Origin of the sequence: Mycobacterium sp. TY815 (genome assembly GCF_030755135.1) — a bacterium.
Taxonomy (GTDB): domain Bacteria; phylum Actinomycetota; class Actinomycetes; order Mycobacteriales; family Mycobacteriaceae; genus Mycobacterium.
Genome location: NZ_JAUFRX010000001.1, coordinates 2528831 through 2547152 on the forward strand (window position 1 = coordinate 2528831; position 18322 = coordinate 2547152).

General features: G+C 66.2%; 16 protein-coding genes. 11 read left to right on the forward strand and 5 right to left on the reverse strand.

The window, feature by feature from the left end; translation table 11 throughout:
• Positions 1-237 precede the first annotated feature (237 nt).
• Positions 238-3567, reverse strand: coding sequence for a LuxR family transcriptional regulator (locus tag QXK92_RS10540; RefSeq protein WP_306241580.1), 3330 nt, complete (start codon positions 3565-3567; stop codon positions 238-240).
• A gap of 214 nt (positions 3568-3781) precedes the next feature.
• Between QXK92_RS10540 and QXK92_RS10545 the strand changes: the two genes are divergently transcribed.
• From QXK92_RS10545 to QXK92_RS10555, 3 genes are all read left to right on the forward strand, one after another.
• Positions 3782-5101: a cytochrome P450 gene (locus QXK92_RS10545; protein ID WP_306241581.1), complete on the forward strand. Its 1320-nt coding sequence runs from the start codon at positions 3782-3784 to the stop codon at positions 5099-5101.
• 69 nt (positions 5102-5170) lie between these two features.
• Positions 5171-6700, forward strand: a complete 1530-nt coding sequence (locus QXK92_RS10550) for an Hsp70 family protein (RefSeq protein WP_065162324.1) — start codon at positions 5171-5173, stop codon at positions 6698-6700.
• Positions 6687-7352 (forward strand): nitroreductase family protein, encoded by a 666-nt coding sequence (locus QXK92_RS10555; RefSeq protein ID WP_065162323.1) that lies wholly within the window; start codon positions 6687-6689, stop codon positions 7350-7352. The genes QXK92_RS10550 and QXK92_RS10555 overlap by 14 nt, the downstream gene beginning before the upstream one ends.
• Before the next feature lie 44 nt (positions 7353-7396).
• Here the strand turns inward: QXK92_RS10555 and QXK92_RS10560 are convergent, their stop codons facing one another.
• Positions 7397-8095, reverse strand: coding sequence for an MspA family porin (locus QXK92_RS10560; protein WP_172834720.1), 699 nt, complete (start codon positions 8093-8095; stop codon positions 7397-7399).
• A gap of 177 nt (positions 8096-8272) precedes the next feature.
• Between QXK92_RS10560 and QXK92_RS10565 the strand changes: the two genes are divergently transcribed.
• The 3 genes from QXK92_RS10565 (at position 8273) to QXK92_RS10575 (ending at position 10167) form a co-directional block, all read left to right on the forward strand.
• Positions 8273-8536, forward strand: a complete 264-nt coding sequence (locus QXK92_RS10565; RefSeq protein WP_306241582.1) for a hypothetical protein — start codon at positions 8273-8275, stop codon at positions 8534-8536.
• A gap of 72 nt (positions 8537-8608) precedes the next feature.
• Complete coding sequence (locus QXK92_RS10570; RefSeq protein WP_306241583.1) at positions 8609-9439, forward strand: oxidoreductase; 831 nt, start codon at positions 8609-8611, stop codon at positions 9437-9439.
• The gene (locus QXK92_RS10575; RefSeq protein WP_306241584.1) at positions 9439-10167 is read left to right on the forward strand and encodes a hypothetical protein; all 729 of its coding nucleotides are present in this window, start codon (positions 9439-9441) and stop codon (positions 10165-10167) included. Before QXK92_RS10570 ends, QXK92_RS10575 begins: the two co-directional genes overlap by 1 nt.
• Here the strand turns inward: QXK92_RS10575 and QXK92_RS10580 are convergent.
• Entirely contained in the window at positions 10160-10585 is a 426-nt protein-coding gene (locus tag QXK92_RS10580) for a DoxX family protein (protein ID WP_306241585.1), read from the reverse strand. The two genes, QXK92_RS10575 and QXK92_RS10580, sit on opposite strands and share 8 nt — an antisense overlap.
• A gap of 102 nt (positions 10586-10687) precedes the next feature.
• Between QXK92_RS10580 and QXK92_RS10585 the strand changes: the two genes are divergently transcribed.
• The 3 genes from QXK92_RS10585 (at position 10688) to QXK92_RS10595 (ending at position 12286) form a co-directional block, all read left to right on the forward strand.
• Positions 10688-11323 (forward strand): HD domain-containing protein, encoded by a 636-nt coding sequence (locus tag QXK92_RS10585; protein WP_065162319.1) that lies wholly within the window; start codon positions 10688-10690, stop codon positions 11321-11323.
• 85 nt (positions 11324-11408) lie between these two features.
• Complete coding sequence (locus QXK92_RS10590) at positions 11409-11732, forward strand: multidrug efflux SMR transporter (RefSeq protein WP_082977773.1); 324 nt, start codon at positions 11409-11411, stop codon at positions 11730-11732.
• Complete coding sequence (locus QXK92_RS10595) at positions 11729-12286, forward strand: TetR/AcrR family transcriptional regulator (RefSeq protein WP_065162318.1); 558 nt, start codon at positions 11729-11731, stop codon at positions 12284-12286. The genes QXK92_RS10590 and QXK92_RS10595 overlap by 4 nt, the downstream gene beginning before the upstream one ends.
• Here QXK92_RS10595 and QXK92_RS10600 read toward each other — a convergent pair.
• Positions 12283-12516: a CD225/dispanin family protein gene (locus tag QXK92_RS10600; RefSeq protein WP_133436723.1), complete on the reverse strand. Its 234-nt coding sequence runs from the start codon at positions 12514-12516 to the stop codon at positions 12283-12285. The genes QXK92_RS10595 and QXK92_RS10600 overlap by 4 nt on opposite strands.
• Positions 12517-12861: 345 nt before the next feature.
• Here QXK92_RS10600 and helR point away from each other — a divergent pair, with 345 nt between their 5' ends.
• Complete coding sequence (gene helR / locus QXK92_RS10605) at positions 12862-15075, forward strand: RNA polymerase recycling motor ATPase HelR (RefSeq protein WP_253872619.1); 2214 nt, start codon at positions 12862-12864, stop codon at positions 15073-15075.
• Here the strand turns inward: helR and QXK92_RS10610 are convergent.
• Positions 15012-15653 (reverse strand): TetR/AcrR family transcriptional regulator, encoded by a 642-nt coding sequence (locus QXK92_RS10610; protein WP_370530860.1) that lies wholly within the window; start codon positions 15651-15653, stop codon positions 15012-15014. The two genes, helR and QXK92_RS10610, sit on opposite strands and share 64 nt — an antisense overlap.
• A gap of 149 nt (positions 15654-15802) precedes the next feature.
• Here QXK92_RS10610 and QXK92_RS10615 point away from each other — a divergent pair, with 149 nt between their 5' ends.
• Entirely contained in the window at positions 15803-18319 is a 2517-nt protein-coding gene (locus QXK92_RS10615; protein WP_371934503.1) for a glycogen/starch/alpha-glucan phosphorylase, read from the forward strand.
• The last annotated feature ends 3 nt before the right edge of the window (positions 18320-18322 follow it).

Below are 18322 nucleotides of genomic sequence, written 5' to 3' on the forward strand. Positions count from 1 at the left end.
GGCGGCTTCCTCTACTTTGCGCGATGCCGGCCGGTTCAGCTTGCGTAACGCGCGCGCCGCCTCACTAGGGTCTTAGGTCGCCAACTTACGTCCCCGAAAACACTTGCGTACTGGCTGGCCACGGACTATTCCGCGGCGCTCCCCACTCACGGCGCTGCGGGGTGGTGGGGGCCCGAAACCGATCACCCGACCCTCGGCATCTCAGAGTTCTGTGATTCTCGTTCGCCGGGCACCAGTTCACGGTCCACGTCGGGTGGCTTCCTGCGCGAGTTGCACTCGCGAAGACAAGTCGAGCTTGGTGTAGACGTGTGTGAGATGGGTTTCGATGGTGCGTGGCGAGACGAAAAGCCTTGCGGCGATGTCTTTGTTGCTCAGCCCTTCGCTGACGAGGCGTATGACGTCGCGTTCTGTGGGTGTGAGCGAAGCCCAGCCGGAGGACGGGCGCTTACGTTCACCGCGACCGCGCCGTGCGTAAGCGATCGCCTCCCCCGTCGACAGCGCGGCGCCCTCGGCGTGGGCAGCATCGAAGTCGCTCTGGCCCATGGCATCTCGAAGCGCAGCAACTGAGGCTTCGTAGTCAGCTTGGTGGATCTTGTATCGGGCCTCGCCGGTGCGTTGCCGGATTGCTGTTGCCGCACCGAAGAGTCGGGCCGCTTCCCGGTAACTCACGGCTCGGGCGGCCAGCCCCGCAAGATTTTCGATAACGTCGGGCACGCCCAGCCGTGCCCCGCAATCGGCCGCAAGCGCCAGTGCTTGGTACGCGTCCCTTTCGGCCTCCTCGATGCTCTCCGGGTGGCCTTCGGCAAGGACCACGCGGGCATGAGTATTCAGCGCTAGCGTTCGGTGATATCCCGCAGTTGCCGACACCGCTTGATCGGCCCAGAGCCGGGCCGCCACGAGATCGTTCGCCGCGAGTTCCGTTTCGGCTCTCCACATCAAGTTCGTTGCAGACCAGCCGGCGTCCGGGATGCGGCCGTAAGCCGCAGCGAGAGTATCCCTGGCAGCCGCAACATCTCCCGCGGCCAGGAGCGTCCAACCCAACGCGAGATAGCCGAGTCCCTCGATCGCTGCCCCGAGCTCGGCGGCGGACTCGACCGCCGTTTCGGCGGCGGCGAGCGCCGCGGCAGTGTTGCCGTGCCATCCCAGCACGAAGCTTTGCGCCATCAGGGCGTTGAACTTGGTCAACAGATCGCCGGCCGCCTCGGCATCGGCGAGTAGTTCCCGTAATTCGTCCTCGGCGCCTTGGAGTTCGCCGCGCATCGCCCGCCCGCCGGCGATACCCCAAAGCCGGCACTGACCCGAGGCGACTCGGTCACCGATCGAGTCGGCGAGGTCGCGCCCTTCGACGGCCGCGCTCTCGGAGATAGCGCCTCCTGCCATGGCGGCCGCGTACGCCTGGAAGCCGAGCAGCTGGCTCAATCTCCACTTGTCGCCCAGATCGCGGGCCAACTCAATGCCCTCGGCGAAGTATGTCGCCGCCTGTTCGGGATTGAAGGCGCCCGTACCAACGCAGGCGGTAAGGGCACGGACCAACAGGGATGGGTCGTCGAGTTGGCGGGCGATCGCGAGCGCCTCGTTGGCCTGCTCCCTGCGCTCCGGCACACCGACCCACCCGTCGAACAGCGCCGCGTCGGCCAGCGCCCTCGCCAGCACTGCCGGCGCGACCTCGCGGTCTATCCTGCCCAGGTCCGCCAGCGCCTCATCGATCCAGCTCATTCCTTCGCGCAGGCGGCCGCGTGTCAGCCACAGCGGCTGCAGCGACGACGCGAGCTGCAATGCCAATTCGATGTCGCCGCTTTCCCGACTCCAGGCGAAGGCCGCCCGCAGGTTGTCGAGCTCCGATTCTGTTTGCTCGACTCTGCGTTGGTGTCCGGTGGCGGCCGGCGCGTCGAGCGCCGCCGCCATCGCGGTGTAGTAATCGCGGTGACGGGCTCGCACCTCGGCCGCCTCGCCCGACTCGTCGAGCTTCTCCAGAGCGTACTGGCGAACGGTTTCCAGCAGGCGATACCGGGTTCGGCCCCCGGTGTTGTCGGCCACCACAAGAGATTTGTCCACGAGCAGCGTGAGCTGATCGAGCACCTGGAAGCGTTCGATATCGGTGCCTCCCGCGACGGCCCTCGCGGCGGCGAGGTCAAAGCCCCCCATGAACGCCGCAAGCCTGCGGAACAACACCCGTTCGGATTCCATCAGCAGCGCGTGCGACCAGTCCACCGACGCTCGCAAAGTTTGCTGTCGGCGCACTGCAGTGCGCCCGCCGCCGGTCAATAACCGGAACCGGTCATGAAGACTGGCCACGATCTCGTCAAGCGACAACGCCCGCATCCGAGCCGCCGCCAACTCGATGGCCAGCGGCATGCCGTCGAGGCGACGACAGATCTCCTTGACCGTCTCGACGTCGTCGTCGGCGATCCGGAGGTCGGATCGCGCTCGCCGCGCCCGGTCCAGAAACAGCGCCACGGCATCGTCCTCGAGCGAAAGGGACGGCACGCGCCAGGTCACCTCGCCGGGCACGTCTATCGGCTCGCGGCTGGTCGCCAAGAACGTCAAGGCGGGGCAGGCGGTCAACAGGGCGGCTGTCAGCGAGGCAACCGCGTCGAGGAGGTGCTCGCAATTGTCCAGTACCACCAACATCCGTCGGTCCCCCACGAACCGGACCAGCGCGGCGGTTGTCGAGCGGCTCGGCTGATCCGCCAGACCCAGAGCACCCGCTGTCGCGACCGGCACCAAATCGGGGTCGGTGATCGGCGCGAGGTCGACATACCAAGCGCCATCCGCGAAATCGGCGGCCACCTGGCCCGCAACCTGTATGGCGAGCCGCGTTTTGCCCACGCCGCCGGCGCCGGTCAGGGTCACCAGCCGGTCGTCGGCGAGGGTCCGCCGCACGCCGCCCATCTCGACGTCGCGCCCGACAAAGCTGGTGAGTTGCACCGGCATATGTTCGGCGGCAGCGGATTTCGACGTCCTAAGCGGCGGAAAGTCGTTGCGGACACCGGATTGGCACAGCTGCGCCACCCGCTCGGCACGCGCGATGCCGCGCAATTCGTACCTGCCCAGGTCGGTCAGCCACGCGTCAGCGGGAAGGGTGTCGGCTACCAAGTCCTCGGTGGTGCCGGACACCACCGTTTGCCCACCGTGAGCCAGATCGCGCAGCCGCGCCGCGCGGTTGATCGTCGCTCCGACGTAGTTACCCTCATCGCGCAGTTGCACCTCGCCGGAATGCACGCCGATACGCAACCGGATCGGGGCCAACGGCGCCCGCTGCAACTCCATGGCGCACGCGACCGCCTGACTCGCGCGGGCGAACGCGACGACGAAGCTGTCACCCTCCCCCTGTTCGACCGGCCGCACTCCGCCGTGGGTGGAAAGCAGGTCAACCAGCGTGCGGTCAAGGCGCGCGAGGGCCGCCGTCATCTCCTCGGGTTGGGTCTCCCACAGCCGCGTCGAGCCCTCGACGTCTGCAAGCAGCAGCGTCACCGTCCCGGTTGGCAGCTCGCCCACGCCCAGCACACTCCAATCCACCGGCGGGATGTCCGCGCGCAGATCAGTTTCCGTCATGCTAGCCAGCATCTAGCGGCTGCCGGCGGCAAACATCAGTGAAATCCCGTACTGGGCGACCGTTCGTCCTCGAAGCAGCCGGTCTGTCGGGCCGATCGTGCAGAAACCCGCAAAAAACACACCGGCGTCCGGCGACCTCAATTACGCGTTGTCCCCGACGATCCGGCGCCGGAGAAACGCCACAGTCGAGTCAGCCGAGTCCGCAACCCGCCCGCAGAGGAGCATCATGACCGAGACAATGGATGGTCGCTCAGGCAGCCCGAATGTTTTCGAAGCCGGGCTGCCGACGATCAACTACGCAGCCGCTCAACATCCCGACGAAGCCCACGCAATCATCAGCCAGGCCCGTGAGCAGAGCCCGATCGCGATCGGTCCGTACGGGCCCGAGTTGCTGACTTATGACCTGGTGCGGACCGTGCTTCACGACCCCCGATTCCGGGTGCCGCAAGGAATGTTTCTTGCCGCGCAAGGCGTCACCTCCGGACCCCTGTGGGACCGCGTCACGGCCAACATTCTGAGCCTCGACGGGGATGAACACCGGCGGCTACGCCGATTGGTTTCCGGAGCCTTCACACCTAAAGCGACCGCGCGACTGCGCACCGTGGTCGTCGACATCATCACCGGACTGATTGACCGGCAGACCCCTCGCGGGCACTGCGACGTTGTCACTGACATCGCGCGTCAATACCCGATCCAGGTCATCTGCGCGCTACTCGGTGCACCGCCCGAGGACTGGGATCTGTTCTCCCGCTGGGCAGATGACATCATCAAGGCCTTCAGCTGGGACGCCGTTGCCGAGGCGCCGGCCATCCTCACCGCCTGGGATGCCCTGGACGCCTACCTCGACGACATGCTCGCCGACCGGCGCCACGCGTTGACCGACGACCTGATCTCCGAACTGATCCGCGCCGAAGACGGCGGTGATCGCCTCAGCTCCGACGAACTCAGAATGCTCGTCGCCGCCCTGCTGATGGGAGGCAACGACACCACCCGCCGCCAGCTGGGCGCAGCAGTACACGTGCTGTGCGACCACCCCGGTCAATGGTCACTGCTGGGTCAGCATCCGGAACTGGCGGTCAACGCTGTCGAGGAAGTCATCCGCCATTCGCCGATCACGCTGATCACCCTGCGTACTGCCGTGGAAGTCGTCGATCTCGCGGGTCTCACCATCGCGGCGGGCACCTTGGTCGTCGTCAACACAGGGGCCGCCAACCGGGATCCCGCCGTCTACGACGATCCCGATCGGCTCGACATCCGCCGGGTGGCGGCCCCCGCGATTCAGACGTTCGGCGCCGGCACCCACTACTGCCTGGGAGCAAATCTTGCCCGTCTCGAGCTGGCCGAGGCTCTGTCCGTCATCACCCGCCGCATGCCCAACGCCCGCCGCACCGGCGCGGCCCCGTGGGCGCCGCTGACCGCGCTGACCGGCCCACTGAGCCTACCCATCGCATTCGATCCATCCGCCCAAACCACGAGTTGCCCTCAGCCGGGCATCAGACCTCAGCCGAATCGCAGTGAGTCCTCGCCCACCGGGCGGCGACCCTGACGCGGTAGCCGCGGCGCGCTGGGGCCTGCTGGTGTCGAACTGCGTTGCCGGTCCCTAGAATTGTGCGGAATGAGAGTCGGTATCGACTTCGGCACCACCCACACCGTCGCAGCGATTGTCGACCGTGGCAATTACCCGGTCGTCGCCTACGACGGTGTCGACGCGTGGCCGTCGCTGATCGCGGCCAACGCCGACGGCGAGTTGCGCTTCGGGTTGGATGCGGCGGCCGTGCGCCACGAGCCGGGCTGGGAGGTGCTCCGGTCGTTCAAGCGACTGCTGAACGACGCCGGGCCGCAGACCACCGTGCAACTGGCCGGCCGTGAACACCGATTGGCCGATCTGCTAGCCGGGTTTCTGGCGCAACTGAAAAGCGACCTGACCGAGCGCTCCAATGCCGGGGCCGCCAGCGGTGAGGCCGTGCAGGCGGCGATCAGCGTACCCGCCAATTCGTCCAGCGCCCAACGCTTTATGACCCTCGACGCCTTCGCCGCGGCGGGGTTCGAGGTCGTCGCGCTGTTGAACGAGCCGTCGGCCGCAGGACTGGAGTACGCGCATCGGTACCGCTCCACGATCACGGCCAAACGCGAGTATGTGTTGATCTACGACCTGGGCGGCGGCACGTTCGACGCCTCGCTGCTGAAGATGGCCGGGCACGTCAACGAGGTTGTGGTCAGCGAGGGAATTCAGCGCCTCGGCGGTGACGACTTCGACGACGCGATCGCGCAGTTGGTGCTGGCCGACTCACAGCTGCCGACGCTGCAGGGCGCACCCTACGACTTGCTCGTGGAAGAGTGCGCCACGCGCAAGGAGGCGGTCGGCCCACAGACCCGGCGTTTCCTGGTAGACCTCAGCGTCATCGACGGCGTCGACCGGCCACCGTTCTCCTGTCCGATCGACGACGTGTATGCGGCGTGCGCATCACTGGTCGACAGGACGACGGAGCTGCTGGGGCGCGTCCTGCACGACCCCGTGGGTGACGGCAGGGACGTCCCATGGTCGGAGGTGGCGGGCATTTATGTGGTGGGCGGTGCGGGCAGCTTCCCGATCGTTTCGCGGATGCTGCGCGCGAGTTTCGGCGACAAGCGGGTCAAACGCTCGCCGCACCCGTTCGCCGCGACGGCGATCGGACTCGCCGTATTTCTGGACACCGAGTCGGGTTTCGTGCTGTCCGAACGATTTTCGCGGCATTTCGGGGTGTTCCGAGAGGCGCACGCCGGAGCGGACGTGGTCTTCGACCCGATCGTGCCCAAAGACGCCGCACTTCCCGCCGACGGCCGCACCCCGCTGGTCGTCAGCCGAAAGTACCGGGCGGCGCACAACATCGGGCACTTCCGGTTCGTGGAGTGCAGCCGCGTTGTCAACGGACGACCCGACGGCGACGTCACGCCCTACGATCCCGTTCTGTTCCCGTTCGACCCGGCCCTGAGCGACCGTGACGATCTCGGGCGCCAACCGGTGGGCCGTTGGCACGACGGGCCCGACGTCGAGGAGATCTACACGGTCGCCCCTACCGGTGCGGTGGAAGTCACCGTCACTACCCAGCCGACCGGCATTCAACGCACCTTCCGGCTGGAACGGCGGGGCCATGGAGTTCTATGACGTGCTGCGAAGCACTTTCGCCGCAAGGGAATTCACCGACGATCCACTGCCCGACGACGTCCTGTACCGCATCCTCGACAACGCCCGGTTCGCGCCCAGCGGCGGCAACCGGCAGGGCGCGCACATCACGGTGGTGCGTGACGCCGGCACCCGCCGCCGGCTGGCGGAATTCGGGACGCCCGCCGCCCGCCGCTATTTCGCCCAGCTGACGGCCGGTGAAAACCCTTGGAATCCGGTGCATCCCAGCGCGGTGCCGCAAGACGTCATCGATGACACCGAAATTCCCCAGACGTTTGTCGCTCCGATGATCAACGCCCCCGTCGTCCTGGTCGTCTCCGTCGACCTGACCGTGGTGGCCGCCCTGGATCAGGGGCTGGACCGCGTCGGGCTCGCCGGCGGAGCCTCGGTGTACCCGCTGGTGTGGAGCATCCTGCTGGCCGCCCGTTACGAAGGCTATGGCGGCACCATCACAACGATGGCCATCCCACGCGAAGACGCGATCCGCGAGCTGTTGGCAATTCCGGCCACACACGCGATCGCGGCGCTGGTGCCGCTCGGCAAACCTCCGCGTCAGCTGACCAAACTGCGCCGCCGCCCGGTCCCCGATTTCGTCTCTCTGGAGCGCTTCGACGGTGGGGCCTTCACCCGCTGACCCGGCCTCTCGACGGCCTCTGACCCGGCCTCTCAGACGGCCTCTCAGACGGCCTTGGTGGTGCCGACGTAGGACACCACCACGTCAGACTCATCGGTGATGCGGGTCAGAGTGGAGTACGAGCGGATGAAGGACTGACCCACGCATCCGTCGATCTTGATGTGGAAGTCGCTGATCATGATCCAGGGGTTCGGACCTTTGAACTCTTTCCGCACCACCGGCACCACGACCACGAAGCCGGGCTTCATGCCCACGCTGACGACCCCGTTATACGAGCCGGTGATCAGCGGCAGTAGCACCGGGGGTTGGCCGGGCCCCAGGGGCAGCTCCGCACCGAGCGACGGAGCGATGCCGCCGCCGTTGGCCATGGTGACGCCGTTGGCGGTGCTCATGTCTATCCCGCAGCCGATCTCGTAGCCCACTTCCAAGATGCCGTGCGGCGGTTCGGGCCCGATCAGCGACGCGACGAAGACTCCGCTGGACAGGTATTCGCGGGACGATGCCGCGGTGGTCAGCGGCGCGACGGGAACCTGTTTCTCGTCTTTCGCGCCGAGGGCCAGCGTCCAGCCATCGGGGGTGTTGACCCGCGCGGGCGTGCCGGGGGGCAGGACCCCGTCGGCCGGCGACCCCGTGCCTGACACCGGTTCGGCACCGGGCTGGGCGGTCGCCGCAGCCGCGGGCGTCATCAAGAGAAGGCACACAGCGAATACCGCAGCACGGCGAACAACCGCGAACATCGGCATCACGGCCTCCACGCTAAGCACGGGCTGATCGGTCTCGGGTTTGGCCGGGGCGGCAACTCGAAGTCGTTGCACGTTTGTGGCTGGTTCGCGATGCAAACACGGGAGGCTGGACAAACCGCGTGGCGAGTAGACTCCGCAGGTAGCCGGGATCGTGCCCATCGGCAGGAAGGGCGACCAATGACACGTCACAGGTTCGCTTCAGCACTGCTGGCCGTCCTGATCGCAATGACGGCGTTGCTGGGCTGCGCCGGCGTGGCCCGCGCCGACCCGGAGGATGCGGCGCCTCAGATCATCGACGATCTGCTCATCATCGTTCCGGGATTGACGATTGATCCCCGTGACCGGGACGCCACTGAGAAGGGTCCCGGGCCGAAGGAATGGACCGGTAGCGGAATGTACTGTCAGAACCGAAACGTCAAGTGCCAGAAGATGGGATTCTAGGCCGACCGAGACACGTCGCGAATTCCGTTCCGCCTGCTGGCTTTAACGCCTTCGACCGGAAGGAAGTCGCCGATGTCCACCTGGCTCATCACGGGTTGCTCGACCGGCCTCGGCCGCGCCCTCGCCGAAGCGGTTATCGACGCCGGCCACAACGTCGTCATCACCGCACGCGACATCTCGAAAATCGCCGACCTGGCCGACACCGCATCCGAGCGCACGCTGGCCGTAGCCCTCGATGTCACCGACGCCGAACAGGTCAGCGCGGCGGTACAGCAGGCCCAGGAGCGGTTCGAGGGCATCGACGTCCTGGTCAACAACGCCGGCTACGGGTATCGCGCCGCCATCGAAGAAGGGGACGACGACGATGTGCGCGCCCTGTTCGAGACTCACTTCTTCGGCACCGTCGCGATGATCAAGGCCGTGCTGCCGGGCATGCGGGAGCGCCGCTCCGGTGCGATCGTGAACATCTCCTCTATCGGCGTACAGCTGACACCGGTGGGATCGGGTTACTACTCGGCCGCCAAAGCCGCCGTGGAAGGCATGAGCGGAGCACTTCATGGTGAGCTTGCGCCGCTGGGCATTTCGGTCACCGTCGTCGAACCCGGGGCTTTCCGAACGGATTTCGCCGGGCGTTCGTTGACCCAGTCGTCCGCCGTCATCGACGACTACGCCGACACCGCCGGGCGACGTCGCATCGAGAACGACACGATGCACGGCAGTCAGGCCGGTGATCCCGCCAAGGCGGCCGGGGTGATCATCACGGCAGTCGAGTCCGACGAGCCCCCTGCCTTCCTGCTGCTCGGCGAGGATGCCTTGTTCTCCTACCGCCACATCGCCGAACGCCGAGCGGCCGAGATTTCGGCGTGGGAAGAGTTCACCACCAGCACCAACCTGGACAGCTGATGCAGGCAGCGGTGATGGCGGCGGGAGTCATCGGCGCACTGGTCTGCACCGCGCTGGGTGTGCCCCTGCTGATCATCGGATTGCGCACTCGTTCGGCGCGGCGCAGTCAGGCCCCCATCGGTTACCCGCCGGGCTACCTGCCCGGGTACCCGGCCGGTTATCCGCCCGCGTTCCCCGGCTATCCCGGTGGCGGTTATCCGCCGGTGCCGCAGCCGCCGCGTAAGTCCGGCACCGGCTTGATCGTCACCGGCGTCGTGCTTCTCGCCTTGAGCGCCCTCGGCGTCGTGGGCACGGTGGCCCTGGCCGCCGGCCGGAGTTCCCGACTGGCGGTGGGCGACTGCTTCAGCAACGAGATCCTGGATAAGCAGCGCTGGAAGTCCAAGAGCTGCAGCAGTCCGGAAGCAGTGCTGGAATATGCCGCCACCGCGGACGCCGGGGGGAATTGTCCCGACGGCAAGCTGGACAGCAGCTCGTATCTATCCGTAGAGCATGACGGTTCGCGGCGGTGCTTCATACCCAATCTCCTTGTCAGCCATTGTTATTCCTCCGATCACAATGGCGAGACCATCCGCGCGGTGAGCTGCGGCGCCGGCGGCACCGTCGTTCGAATCACCACGCGGCTGGACAACACGGTGGACACCTCGGCCTGCCCCTCGGGAGCACGCACCGTCACCTTCCCCCAGCCCAGACGGACCTACTGCAGCGAACGCGTCGCCGGAATCATCTGAGCCGCAACCGCTTACCGCCCACCGCGTACCGGCCCGGCCCCATGAAGACCAACAGCAGGAAGCCGAAGCAGAACAAAATCGCCGGAGTTCCCCCGTTGCCGTCCGGCGGATTACTGATCGGCCAAAGCGCCAGCGGTTGATGCATCCAGAAGTACGCGACCGCCATCTGGCCGGAGGCCACGAACGCGGCGACACGGGTGAAGAACCCGAGAGCGATCAACAGCCCGGTGACGAGTTCGATCACGCCGGCATACCAGCCCGGCCAGTCGCCGACCCGGATGGGATGCCCGGACGGAACGGGCCAGTCGAACAGGATCATCGAGCCGTAGCCGGCGAAGAGAAGGCCGTAGACCAACCGGAACAGGCTCAGGACTTCCGGCGACAAGCCGGCCACGCGGTGGTTGAGGTCGTTCGTCATGGTGCCCACGTTACGGTTGCGGCCCGACATGGCCGAAATAGTGGGATCGGTGTCTGCTGCGCCACTCACACCCACACCGCCGCGGCTCGTACAGTCGTGCTCATGCAAACGATACCCTCCCTCGTCGACTCCCAAGTTGCTTGTGCTGCAATAGAATTAGCTCGGTCCACCGAGTCGTCGGCGGTTTTCAACCACAGCGTCCGCAGCTACCTGTTCGGCGAACTGCTCGCCGCACACGAAGGCCTGCAACCCGGATCAGATTTCGACAGCGAGACTCTGTTCCTGGGCTGCGTCCTGCACGATCTCGGCGCCGGCACCGCCGCCGCCGGCAAAGAGCGCTTCGAGGTCGAAGGCGCGGATCTAGCGGCGAAGCTGCTGACCGAGCAGGGCTGCGACCGGGCGGTGGTCGATGCGGTATGGGAAGCCATTGCGTTGCACAGTTCGTTCGGAATCGCCCAGCGCCGCGGGCCGATCTGCTATCTGGTCAACGGAGGCGTCGGAATCGACTTCGGGCGCAACGCCGACTTCATTGATGAGCAGTCGGCCGCTGCCATCCACGCAAGCTACCCGCGTCTATCGATGGCGAAGTCCCTGATGGACGCGATCGCCGCCCAGGCCCAGCGCAGTCCCGAGGCGGCACTGCCCTACACGATGGCCGGAGAGGTCTTGCGCGAACGTCTCGACGGCGGAATCACCCGGTTGGAACAGATGGCCGCGCTCGGCCGCTGGGGCGCTTGACGGTCGCGCAGCACGCCACGCCACAGCCCGCCACAGTGCTAGTGTACATTTGTACATGTACATCTGTGCACAAGGGAGAGTTGTCGTGGCTTATGCGTTCCTCCTGGTCGCCATCTTCGCGGAGGTCGCGGCGACCAGCCTGCTCAAGAGCACGGAAGGTTTCACCCGACCGTGGCCGACGGTGATCTGCCTGCTCGGCTACGCGGTGTCGTTCGCGCTGCTCGCGCTGTCCATCTCGCGCGGGATGCAGACCGACGTCGCCTACGCATTGTGGTCGGCGATCGGGACGGCCGTCATCGTGTTCATCGCGGTGGTCTTCCTCGGGTCACCCCTGTCGGCGGCCAAGCTGATCGGTGTCGGATTGATCATCGGCGGGGTGGTCACGCTGAACCTCGGGGGTGCGCATTGAGTGCTGCACCCGAACGCCGGCCGCGCGACCCGGCCGGTCGCCGTCAGGCGATCGTCGAGGCGGCCACCAGGGTGATCGCCCGCCGCGGGCTCGGCCAGCTGACGCACCGCCTGGTGGCGGCCGAGGCGGACGTCCCGGTGGGGTCCACAACCTACTATTTCGCCGACCTAGGCGAACTGCGGGAAGCAGCCCTGGCGCACGCAGCCACCGCCTCGACGGAGCAGCTGGAGCAATGGCGTCGGGAACTGGACGCCGACGCCGACCTGCCCGCCGTGCTGGCGCGGCTCACCGCCGACTTCCTCGTCGATCACGACCAGTATCGGACCCTCAACGAGTTGTACCTGGCAGCGAGTTACCGGGATGAATTGCGGCCCCTGGCCCGGATATGGAACGAGGGTCTCGTCGCACTGCTGGAACCGCGCGTCGGACGACGGGCCGCGGACGCCATCGCGGTGTTTCTCGACGGCGCCATGCTGCATCCGCTCGCGACCGGCACCCCGCTGAGCACCGACGCGCTGACCGACGCCATCACCCGCCTGGCGGACGACCGTTAGGAAACGTGGGAGCCGATCCTGCCCAGATAGGACAACCACAGCAGCCCGCCGAGAACCGTTCCCACGATGGCCCACGTCTTGGCCGTGTTCGCGGACCTGCTCGCCTCTGCCCAGCGCCCCTGCGCCCACAACCCGTCAACCTTGCTGGAGTACACCGTGGCCACGATGCCCGGAATCATGCACAGGAAGATCGTGATGATGGACCACACCAGGTAGTTGTTGGGCTTCATCGGCTGCCCGTAGGGCCCTTGCGGAGAGAACCCGCCATATGGCTGCGGCGACGGCGGCGGGTAGCCGCCATAGGGCCCTTACGGTGGTGGCGGCTGGTAACCGCCGCCCTGATACGGCGGATAACCCTCGGGCGGCTGGTAGCCACCGTACGGATTGTCGGGCGGCGGTCCGGTCATGGCGACTCCAGACGACGAATTGGAGCTCAAAGCCTTTTTCAAGCCCTTTTCACCTTATAACGGCTCCGGGGGCTTGCGGCAAGGCCCGGTTCATGCCGCACAATTGCTGGCCGGACGTGCTGGCCGGACGCCGCTGCCTGAGTTGGGGTCCATGGATTGGGGGGTGAATTGCGGGAGTCAGCTACCAACTTCGACGACGAACTGCGGTTGGAACAGGACTACGTCACCGGCCTGTACGCCCGGCTCGACGCCGAACGGGCGCAGGCGAAGTCGAGGTACAGCACCGCATTGCGGGGCGACGGCGAGACGCCGATGGATCGCGATGTCGAGGTGCGGGCACTGGCGCGACGGATGAAGCGACTGGATGTCGCCGACGACGGGTTGTGTTTCGGTCGGCTGGACGGCATTTCGGGCAGCCGGGCCTACATCGGACGCATCGGCCTGCTCGACGAGGACAACGAGTACGAACCGTTGTTGATCGACTGGCGGGCGCCGGCGGCACGCCCGTTCTACACAGCCACCGCCGCCAACCCGGAGGACATCAGGCGGCGCCGCCAGTTCCACACCCGCGGACGTCGCGTCGTCGATTTCACCGACGAAGTGCTCGGCCGGCCGGGCGACGGTGACCAGCGCGAAAGTTCAAGCGACGCAGCCCTGCTCGCCGCCATCAACGCCCCCCGTGGCGACGGGATGCGCGACATCGTGGCAACCATCCAGGCCGAACAGGACTCGATCATCCGCCTGGATCACTCCGGCGTGCTGGTGATCGAGGGCGGTCCCGGCACCGGCAAGACGGTGGTCGCACTGCACCGCGTCGCCTATCTGCTCTACACCCAGCGCGAGCGGATGGAACGGCACGGCGTGCTGGTCATCGGTCCCAATCCGGCGTTCCTGGACCACATCAGCCGCGTCCTGCCGTCACTTGGCGAATCCACCGTGGTCTTCATGACCATCGGCGACCTGGTTCCCGGACTGCACATCACCGACGAGGACGAGCCAACGGCCGCGCGGCTCAAGGGTTCCCTGGAAATCCTCGATGTGCTCGCCGCCGCGATCGCCGATCATCAACGGCTGCCGGAGGATCCGCTGTTCATCAAGCTGTCCGATGTGACTTTGCGCATCGACGCCGAGACGGCGCAGTGGGCCAGGGAGGAAGCGCGCGCCACCGGACTGCCGCACAATGCGGCCCGCGCCGCTTTCACCGACATCGTCACCTGGGTCCTGACCGAGCGCGCGATCGGCAGGATCGGGCGGGGCTGGCTGACCCGGTCGGACCGGGACGCGTGGGAGAAGCTTCGCGAGGAGCTGATCGAGGAACTCGCGGACAACACCGCGTTCGCCGCCGCCCTCGACGATCTCTGGCCGATATTGACTCCGGATGCGCTGTTGTCCACGCTGTTCGAGTCACCAGAAAGGCTGCGCGCGGCCGGTGCCGATCCAGCGCTCTGGCGGGAAGTCGGCGATGCGTGGACGGTGTCCGATGTGCCCCTGCTGGACGAACTGGTGGACCTGCTGGGCGTCAACAAGGAAGCCGAGGAACTCGCCAGACGGACCGCTGAACGCGAGCAGGCTGAAGAGGCGGCATATGCGGCCGGGGTGCTCGACCTCATGGTCAGCCGGGAAGACCTGATGGACGACGAAGACCAGTTGCTCGCGCAGGACCTGCTCTATGGCGCGGACCTGGCCGACCGGTTCGTCGAACACGACCTGCGTGAACTGGCGGAACGAGCTGCGGCGGACCGGAATTGGACCTACCGGCATGTGGTGGTCGACGAAGCGCAGGAACTGTCCGAAATGGACTGGCGGGTGTTGATGCGACGCTGCCCGGCCCGATCCTTCACCGTGGTCGGCGATCTCGCGCAACGACGGTCCGCGGCCGGAGCGACGTCCTGGGACGCGATGTTGCGACCGTATGTGCCCGGCCGCTGGGTGTACCGGTCGCTGACCGTGAACTACCGCACGCCGGCGGAGATCATGGCCGTCGCCGCGGCGTTGCTGGCTGAGTTCGCACCCGATGTCGTGGCGCCCGAGTCGGTCCGCGCATGCGGTGTCCCGCCGTGGTCGCGGCAGCTACAAGAAGGCCAATTGGCTTCGGCTATAGCGGAATTCGTGCAGTACGAGGAGTCCCGCGAGGGCACCAGCGTGGTGATCGGGCCACCCGGCGTTCCCGGCGCGGTGCCTCCGTCGGCGACCAAGGGGCTGGAATTCGACGCCGTTCTGGTGGTGGATCCGCAGCGGATACTCGCCGACGGCCCACGCGGCGCCGCCGAACTCTACGTCGCGCTCACCCGCGCCACGCAACGCCTCGGCGTCCTGCATCAGGAACCGCTGCCCCCGGTACTGGCCGGCCTGGCGACCACGTCTCCGTCGATGTACCGCTGAATATTGGGCGCGACGGCGGCTACCACGTCCTCCTCGGACATCGAGGCGACGGGTTCGATTCTCCAGATGAAGCGAATCAGGGCGAAGCCGATCAGCTGACTGGCGATCAACCCGCTGCGCCGCAACCGATCCGTCTCGTCGGTACCCAGTGTCGATCCGCCGATGAGGCTGCGCTCGACCACCGCGCGCAGCTTCTCCCGGGTGCGCTCGTCGTGCGCAGCCGTCAGCACCACCGCGCGCAATACCGGGCCGATCTCGTCGTCGGCCCAGGCGCCGAGCACGGCCCGCACCAGCTGGGTGCCCAACTCGGCGCGGGGCGTGGCCCACGTCGCGGCGACGGTCTCCAGCCATTTGGCCGGCGGGTCGGTCGCCGCGTCGAGCAGGCGCTCCTTGGAACCGAAGTAGTGATACACCAGCGCCGGATCGACGTCGGCGGCGCGGGCGACAGCCCTGATGGTGGTCCCCGCCCAGCCGTGCGTGGCGAATTCCTGCCTGGCGGAGTTGAGGATTCGTGCTTGCAGCACCCCGCGCTCGTCGCGCGGCCCGGGAGTCACCGCCTTCTTGGCCATCTGTTTCATCGTAGCGTGAGACTAATGCATAACGAGTACATAGCCCGCTGTTCATGTTTCGGAAGGCATTCGCGTGCCGGGTGTGCAAACATCGCTGACAGACTGTCTGCCGGTCTTCTGCCATGTTTCGGTGCGATTCCTAGGGAATAGGACCCACGATGACTGATCTCGATCAGACACCCTCCGACGAAATTCCTGCCGCCGGGAGGGCCGAACTGACCGAGCACTCCCGTACGGGGATGGGCGCCGCCGCGCTGCAACGCGCGATCACCGATCATCTGCGCTACTCGATCGGGCGCCCCGCGGCCGCGCTGCGGCCCGAGCATTACTACAAGGCACTCGCACTGGCCGTGCGCGACCGCATGCAGGACCGCCGGGTGGCCTCGACGCAGGTGTCCCTCGATCTCGGCCGCAAGGTGACCTGCTACCTGTCGGCGGAGTTCCTGATGGGCCCCCAGCTGGGCAACAATCTGCTGAACCTGCGCATGGAGCGGGCGGCCAGACAAGCGCTGTCCGCGATGGGCCAGAACTACGACGAGGTGCTGGCCTGCGAAGAGGAGCCCGGTCTGGGCAACGGCGGCTTGGGCCGACTCGCCGCGTGCTACCTGGACTCGCTGGCCACCCTCGAGCGTCCGGCGATCGGCTACGGCATCCGGTACGAGTTCGGCATCTTCGACCAGGAGATCCACGACGGCTGGCAGGTCGAGCAGACCGACAACTGGCTGGACAGCGGAAACCCTTGGGAGATAGCCAAACCCGACGTCAATTACCTGGTCAAGTGGGGCGGCCATGTCGAGCACTACACCGATGACGCCGGGCGCGACCACTCCCGGTGGGTGCCGGGTCTGATGCTCAAAGGCGTCGCCTACGACACCCCCATCCAGGGTTACGGTGTCAACACCTGCAACGTGCTGACGCTGTGGAGCGCGCGCGCGGTGAAGTCGTTCGCGCTGGAAGCGTTCAACACCGGCGATTACTACAAGGCGGTCGAGGACGAGGTCACCTCCGAGACGGTCACCAAGGTGCTCTACCCCAACGACGAGCCGGAAGCCGGCAAGCGGCTACGACTGCTGCAGCAGCACTTCTTCGTCTCCTGTTCGCTGCAGCACGTGCTGCACATCATGGACGACCTGGCCGACGTCTCGGTGCGTGAACTCCCCCAGCGATTTGCGCTGCAGCTCAACGACACTCACCCGTCGATCGGGGTTGCCGAGTTGATGCGGCTACTGCTCGACGAACGTCACCTGGACTGGGACGAGGCGTGGGACATCACCGTCGCCACGTTCGCCTATACCAATCACACGCTGTTGCCCGAGGCACTGGAAACTTGGCCGCTGCAGATGTTCGGTGAGTCGCTGCCACGTCACCTCGAGATCATCTACGAAATCAACCGCCGGTTTCTCGACGAGGTGCGCATCCGGTTCCTCGGTGATCACGACCGGGTGAGCCGGATGTCGCTGATCGGTGAGGACGGTGGCCGCAACGTCCGCATGGCACATCTGGCGACGGTCGGCAGTCACGCCGTCAACGGCGTAGCCGCGCTGCACACCGAGCTGCTGAAAGACAGTGTGCTGAAGGATTTTTACGAGATGTGGCCGGAGCGGTTCAGCAACAAGACGAACGGCGTCACGCCACGCCGTTTCCTGGCGCTGGCCAATCCCGGTCTGCGGGAACTACTGGACCGCACCATCGGTGACGGGTGGCTGACCGATCTGAGCCGGCTGCGTGGGTTGGAGCAGTACGTCGACGACTCCTCCTTCCGGGAGCAGTGGCGGGACATCAAGCGCAACAACAAGGCGCGCCTGGCCTCCTTCGTGCGGTCGGCGACGGGAGTCGAGCTGAACCCCGAGTGGATTTTCGACATTCAGGTCAAACGAATTCACGAGTACAAGCGTCAGCACCTCAACGTGTTGCACATCATTGCGCTCTACTACCGGCTCAAGCAGAACCCCACGCTGGCGATTCCGCCGCGCGCCTTCATCTTCGGTGGCAAGGCGGCACCCGGGTACTTCCTGGCCAAGCGAATCATCAAGCTGATCAACGCCGTTGCGGAAACGATCAACAACGACCCGGAGGTGAACAAGTTCCTCAAGGTGGCGTTCATCCCGAACTTCAACGTGCAGAACGCGCATCTGATCTATCCGGCGGCCAATGTGTCCGAGCAGATCTCAACCGCCGGTAAGGAAGCCTCGGGCACCGGCAACATGAAGTTCATGATCAACGGAGCCCTCACGGTCGGCACCCTGGACGGCGCCAATGTCGAAATCCGCGAGGAGGCCGGACCGGAGAACTTCTTCCTGTTCGGCCTCGACGTGCAGGAGGTCGAAGCGCTCAAGGCGAGCGGTTACCGACCCTCGGATTACATCGACAGCAACGAGGAGCTCACCGCGGTCTTGGACCTCATTTCCGGCGGGACGTTCTCGCACGGCGATCATCAGGTATTCCGGCCGCTGGTCGACAACCTGCGCTACCACGACTCCTTCCTGGTGTGCGCCGACTTCGCGTCCTACGTCGAATGTCAGGAGCGAGTGAGCCGGGCATGGCAGGACCGCGATGCCTGGACCAAGATGTCCATCCTGAACACCGCGCGTAGCGGAAAGTTCTCCTCGGACCGCGCCATTGCCGAATACTGCGAAGACATCTGGAAAGTCTGGCCGCTGACCGTCAAGATCTGAGAA

Bases quoted from the DNA above. Each gene is read 5' to 3' on its own strand.
- QXK92_RS10540 (WP_306241580.1), bottom strand. From the start codon at position 3,567: ATGCTGGCTAGCATGACGGAAACTGATCTGCGCGCGGACATCCCGCCG.
- QXK92_RS10545 (WP_306241581.1), top strand. From the start codon at position 3,782: ATGACCGAGACAATGGATGGTCGCTCAGGCAGCCCGAATGTTTTCGAA.
- QXK92_RS10550 (WP_065162324.1), top strand. From the start codon at position 5,171: ATGAGAGTCGGTATCGACTTCGGCACCACCCACACCGTCGCAGCGATT.
- QXK92_RS10555 (WP_065162323.1), top strand. From the start codon at position 6,687: ATGGAGTTCTATGACGTGCTGCGAAGCACTTTCGCCGCAAGGGAATTC.
- QXK92_RS10560 (WP_172834720.1), bottom strand. From the start codon at position 8,095: ATGCCGATGTTCGCGGTTGTTCGCCGTGCTGCGGTATTCGCTGTGTGC.
- QXK92_RS10565 (WP_306241582.1), top strand. From the start codon at position 8,273: ATGACACGTCACAGGTTCGCTTCAGCACTGCTGGCCGTCCTGATCGCA.
- QXK92_RS10570 (WP_306241583.1), top strand. From the start codon at position 8,609: ATGTCCACCTGGCTCATCACGGGTTGCTCGACCGGCCTCGGCCGCGCC.
- QXK92_RS10575 (WP_306241584.1), top strand. From the start codon at position 9,439: ATGCAGGCAGCGGTGATGGCGGCGGGAGTCATCGGCGCACTGGTCTGC.
- QXK92_RS10580 (WP_306241585.1), bottom strand. From the start codon at position 10,585: ATGACGAACGACCTCAACCACCGCGTGGCCGGCTTGTCGCCGGAAGTC.
- QXK92_RS10585 (WP_065162319.1), top strand. From the start codon at position 10,688: ATGCAAACGATACCCTCCCTCGTCGACTCCCAAGTTGCTTGTGCTGCA.
- QXK92_RS10600 (WP_133436723.1), bottom strand. From the start codon at position 12,516: ATGAAGCCCAACAACTACCTGGTGTGGTCCATCATCACGATCTTCCTG.
- QXK92_RS10610 (WP_370530860.1), bottom strand. From the start codon at position 15,653: ATGAAACAGATGGCCAAGAAGGCGGTGACTCCCGGGCCGCGCGACGAG.
- QXK92_RS10615 (WP_371934503.1), top strand. From the start codon at position 15,803: ATGACTGATCTCGATCAGACACCCTCCGACGAAATTCCTGCCGCCGGG.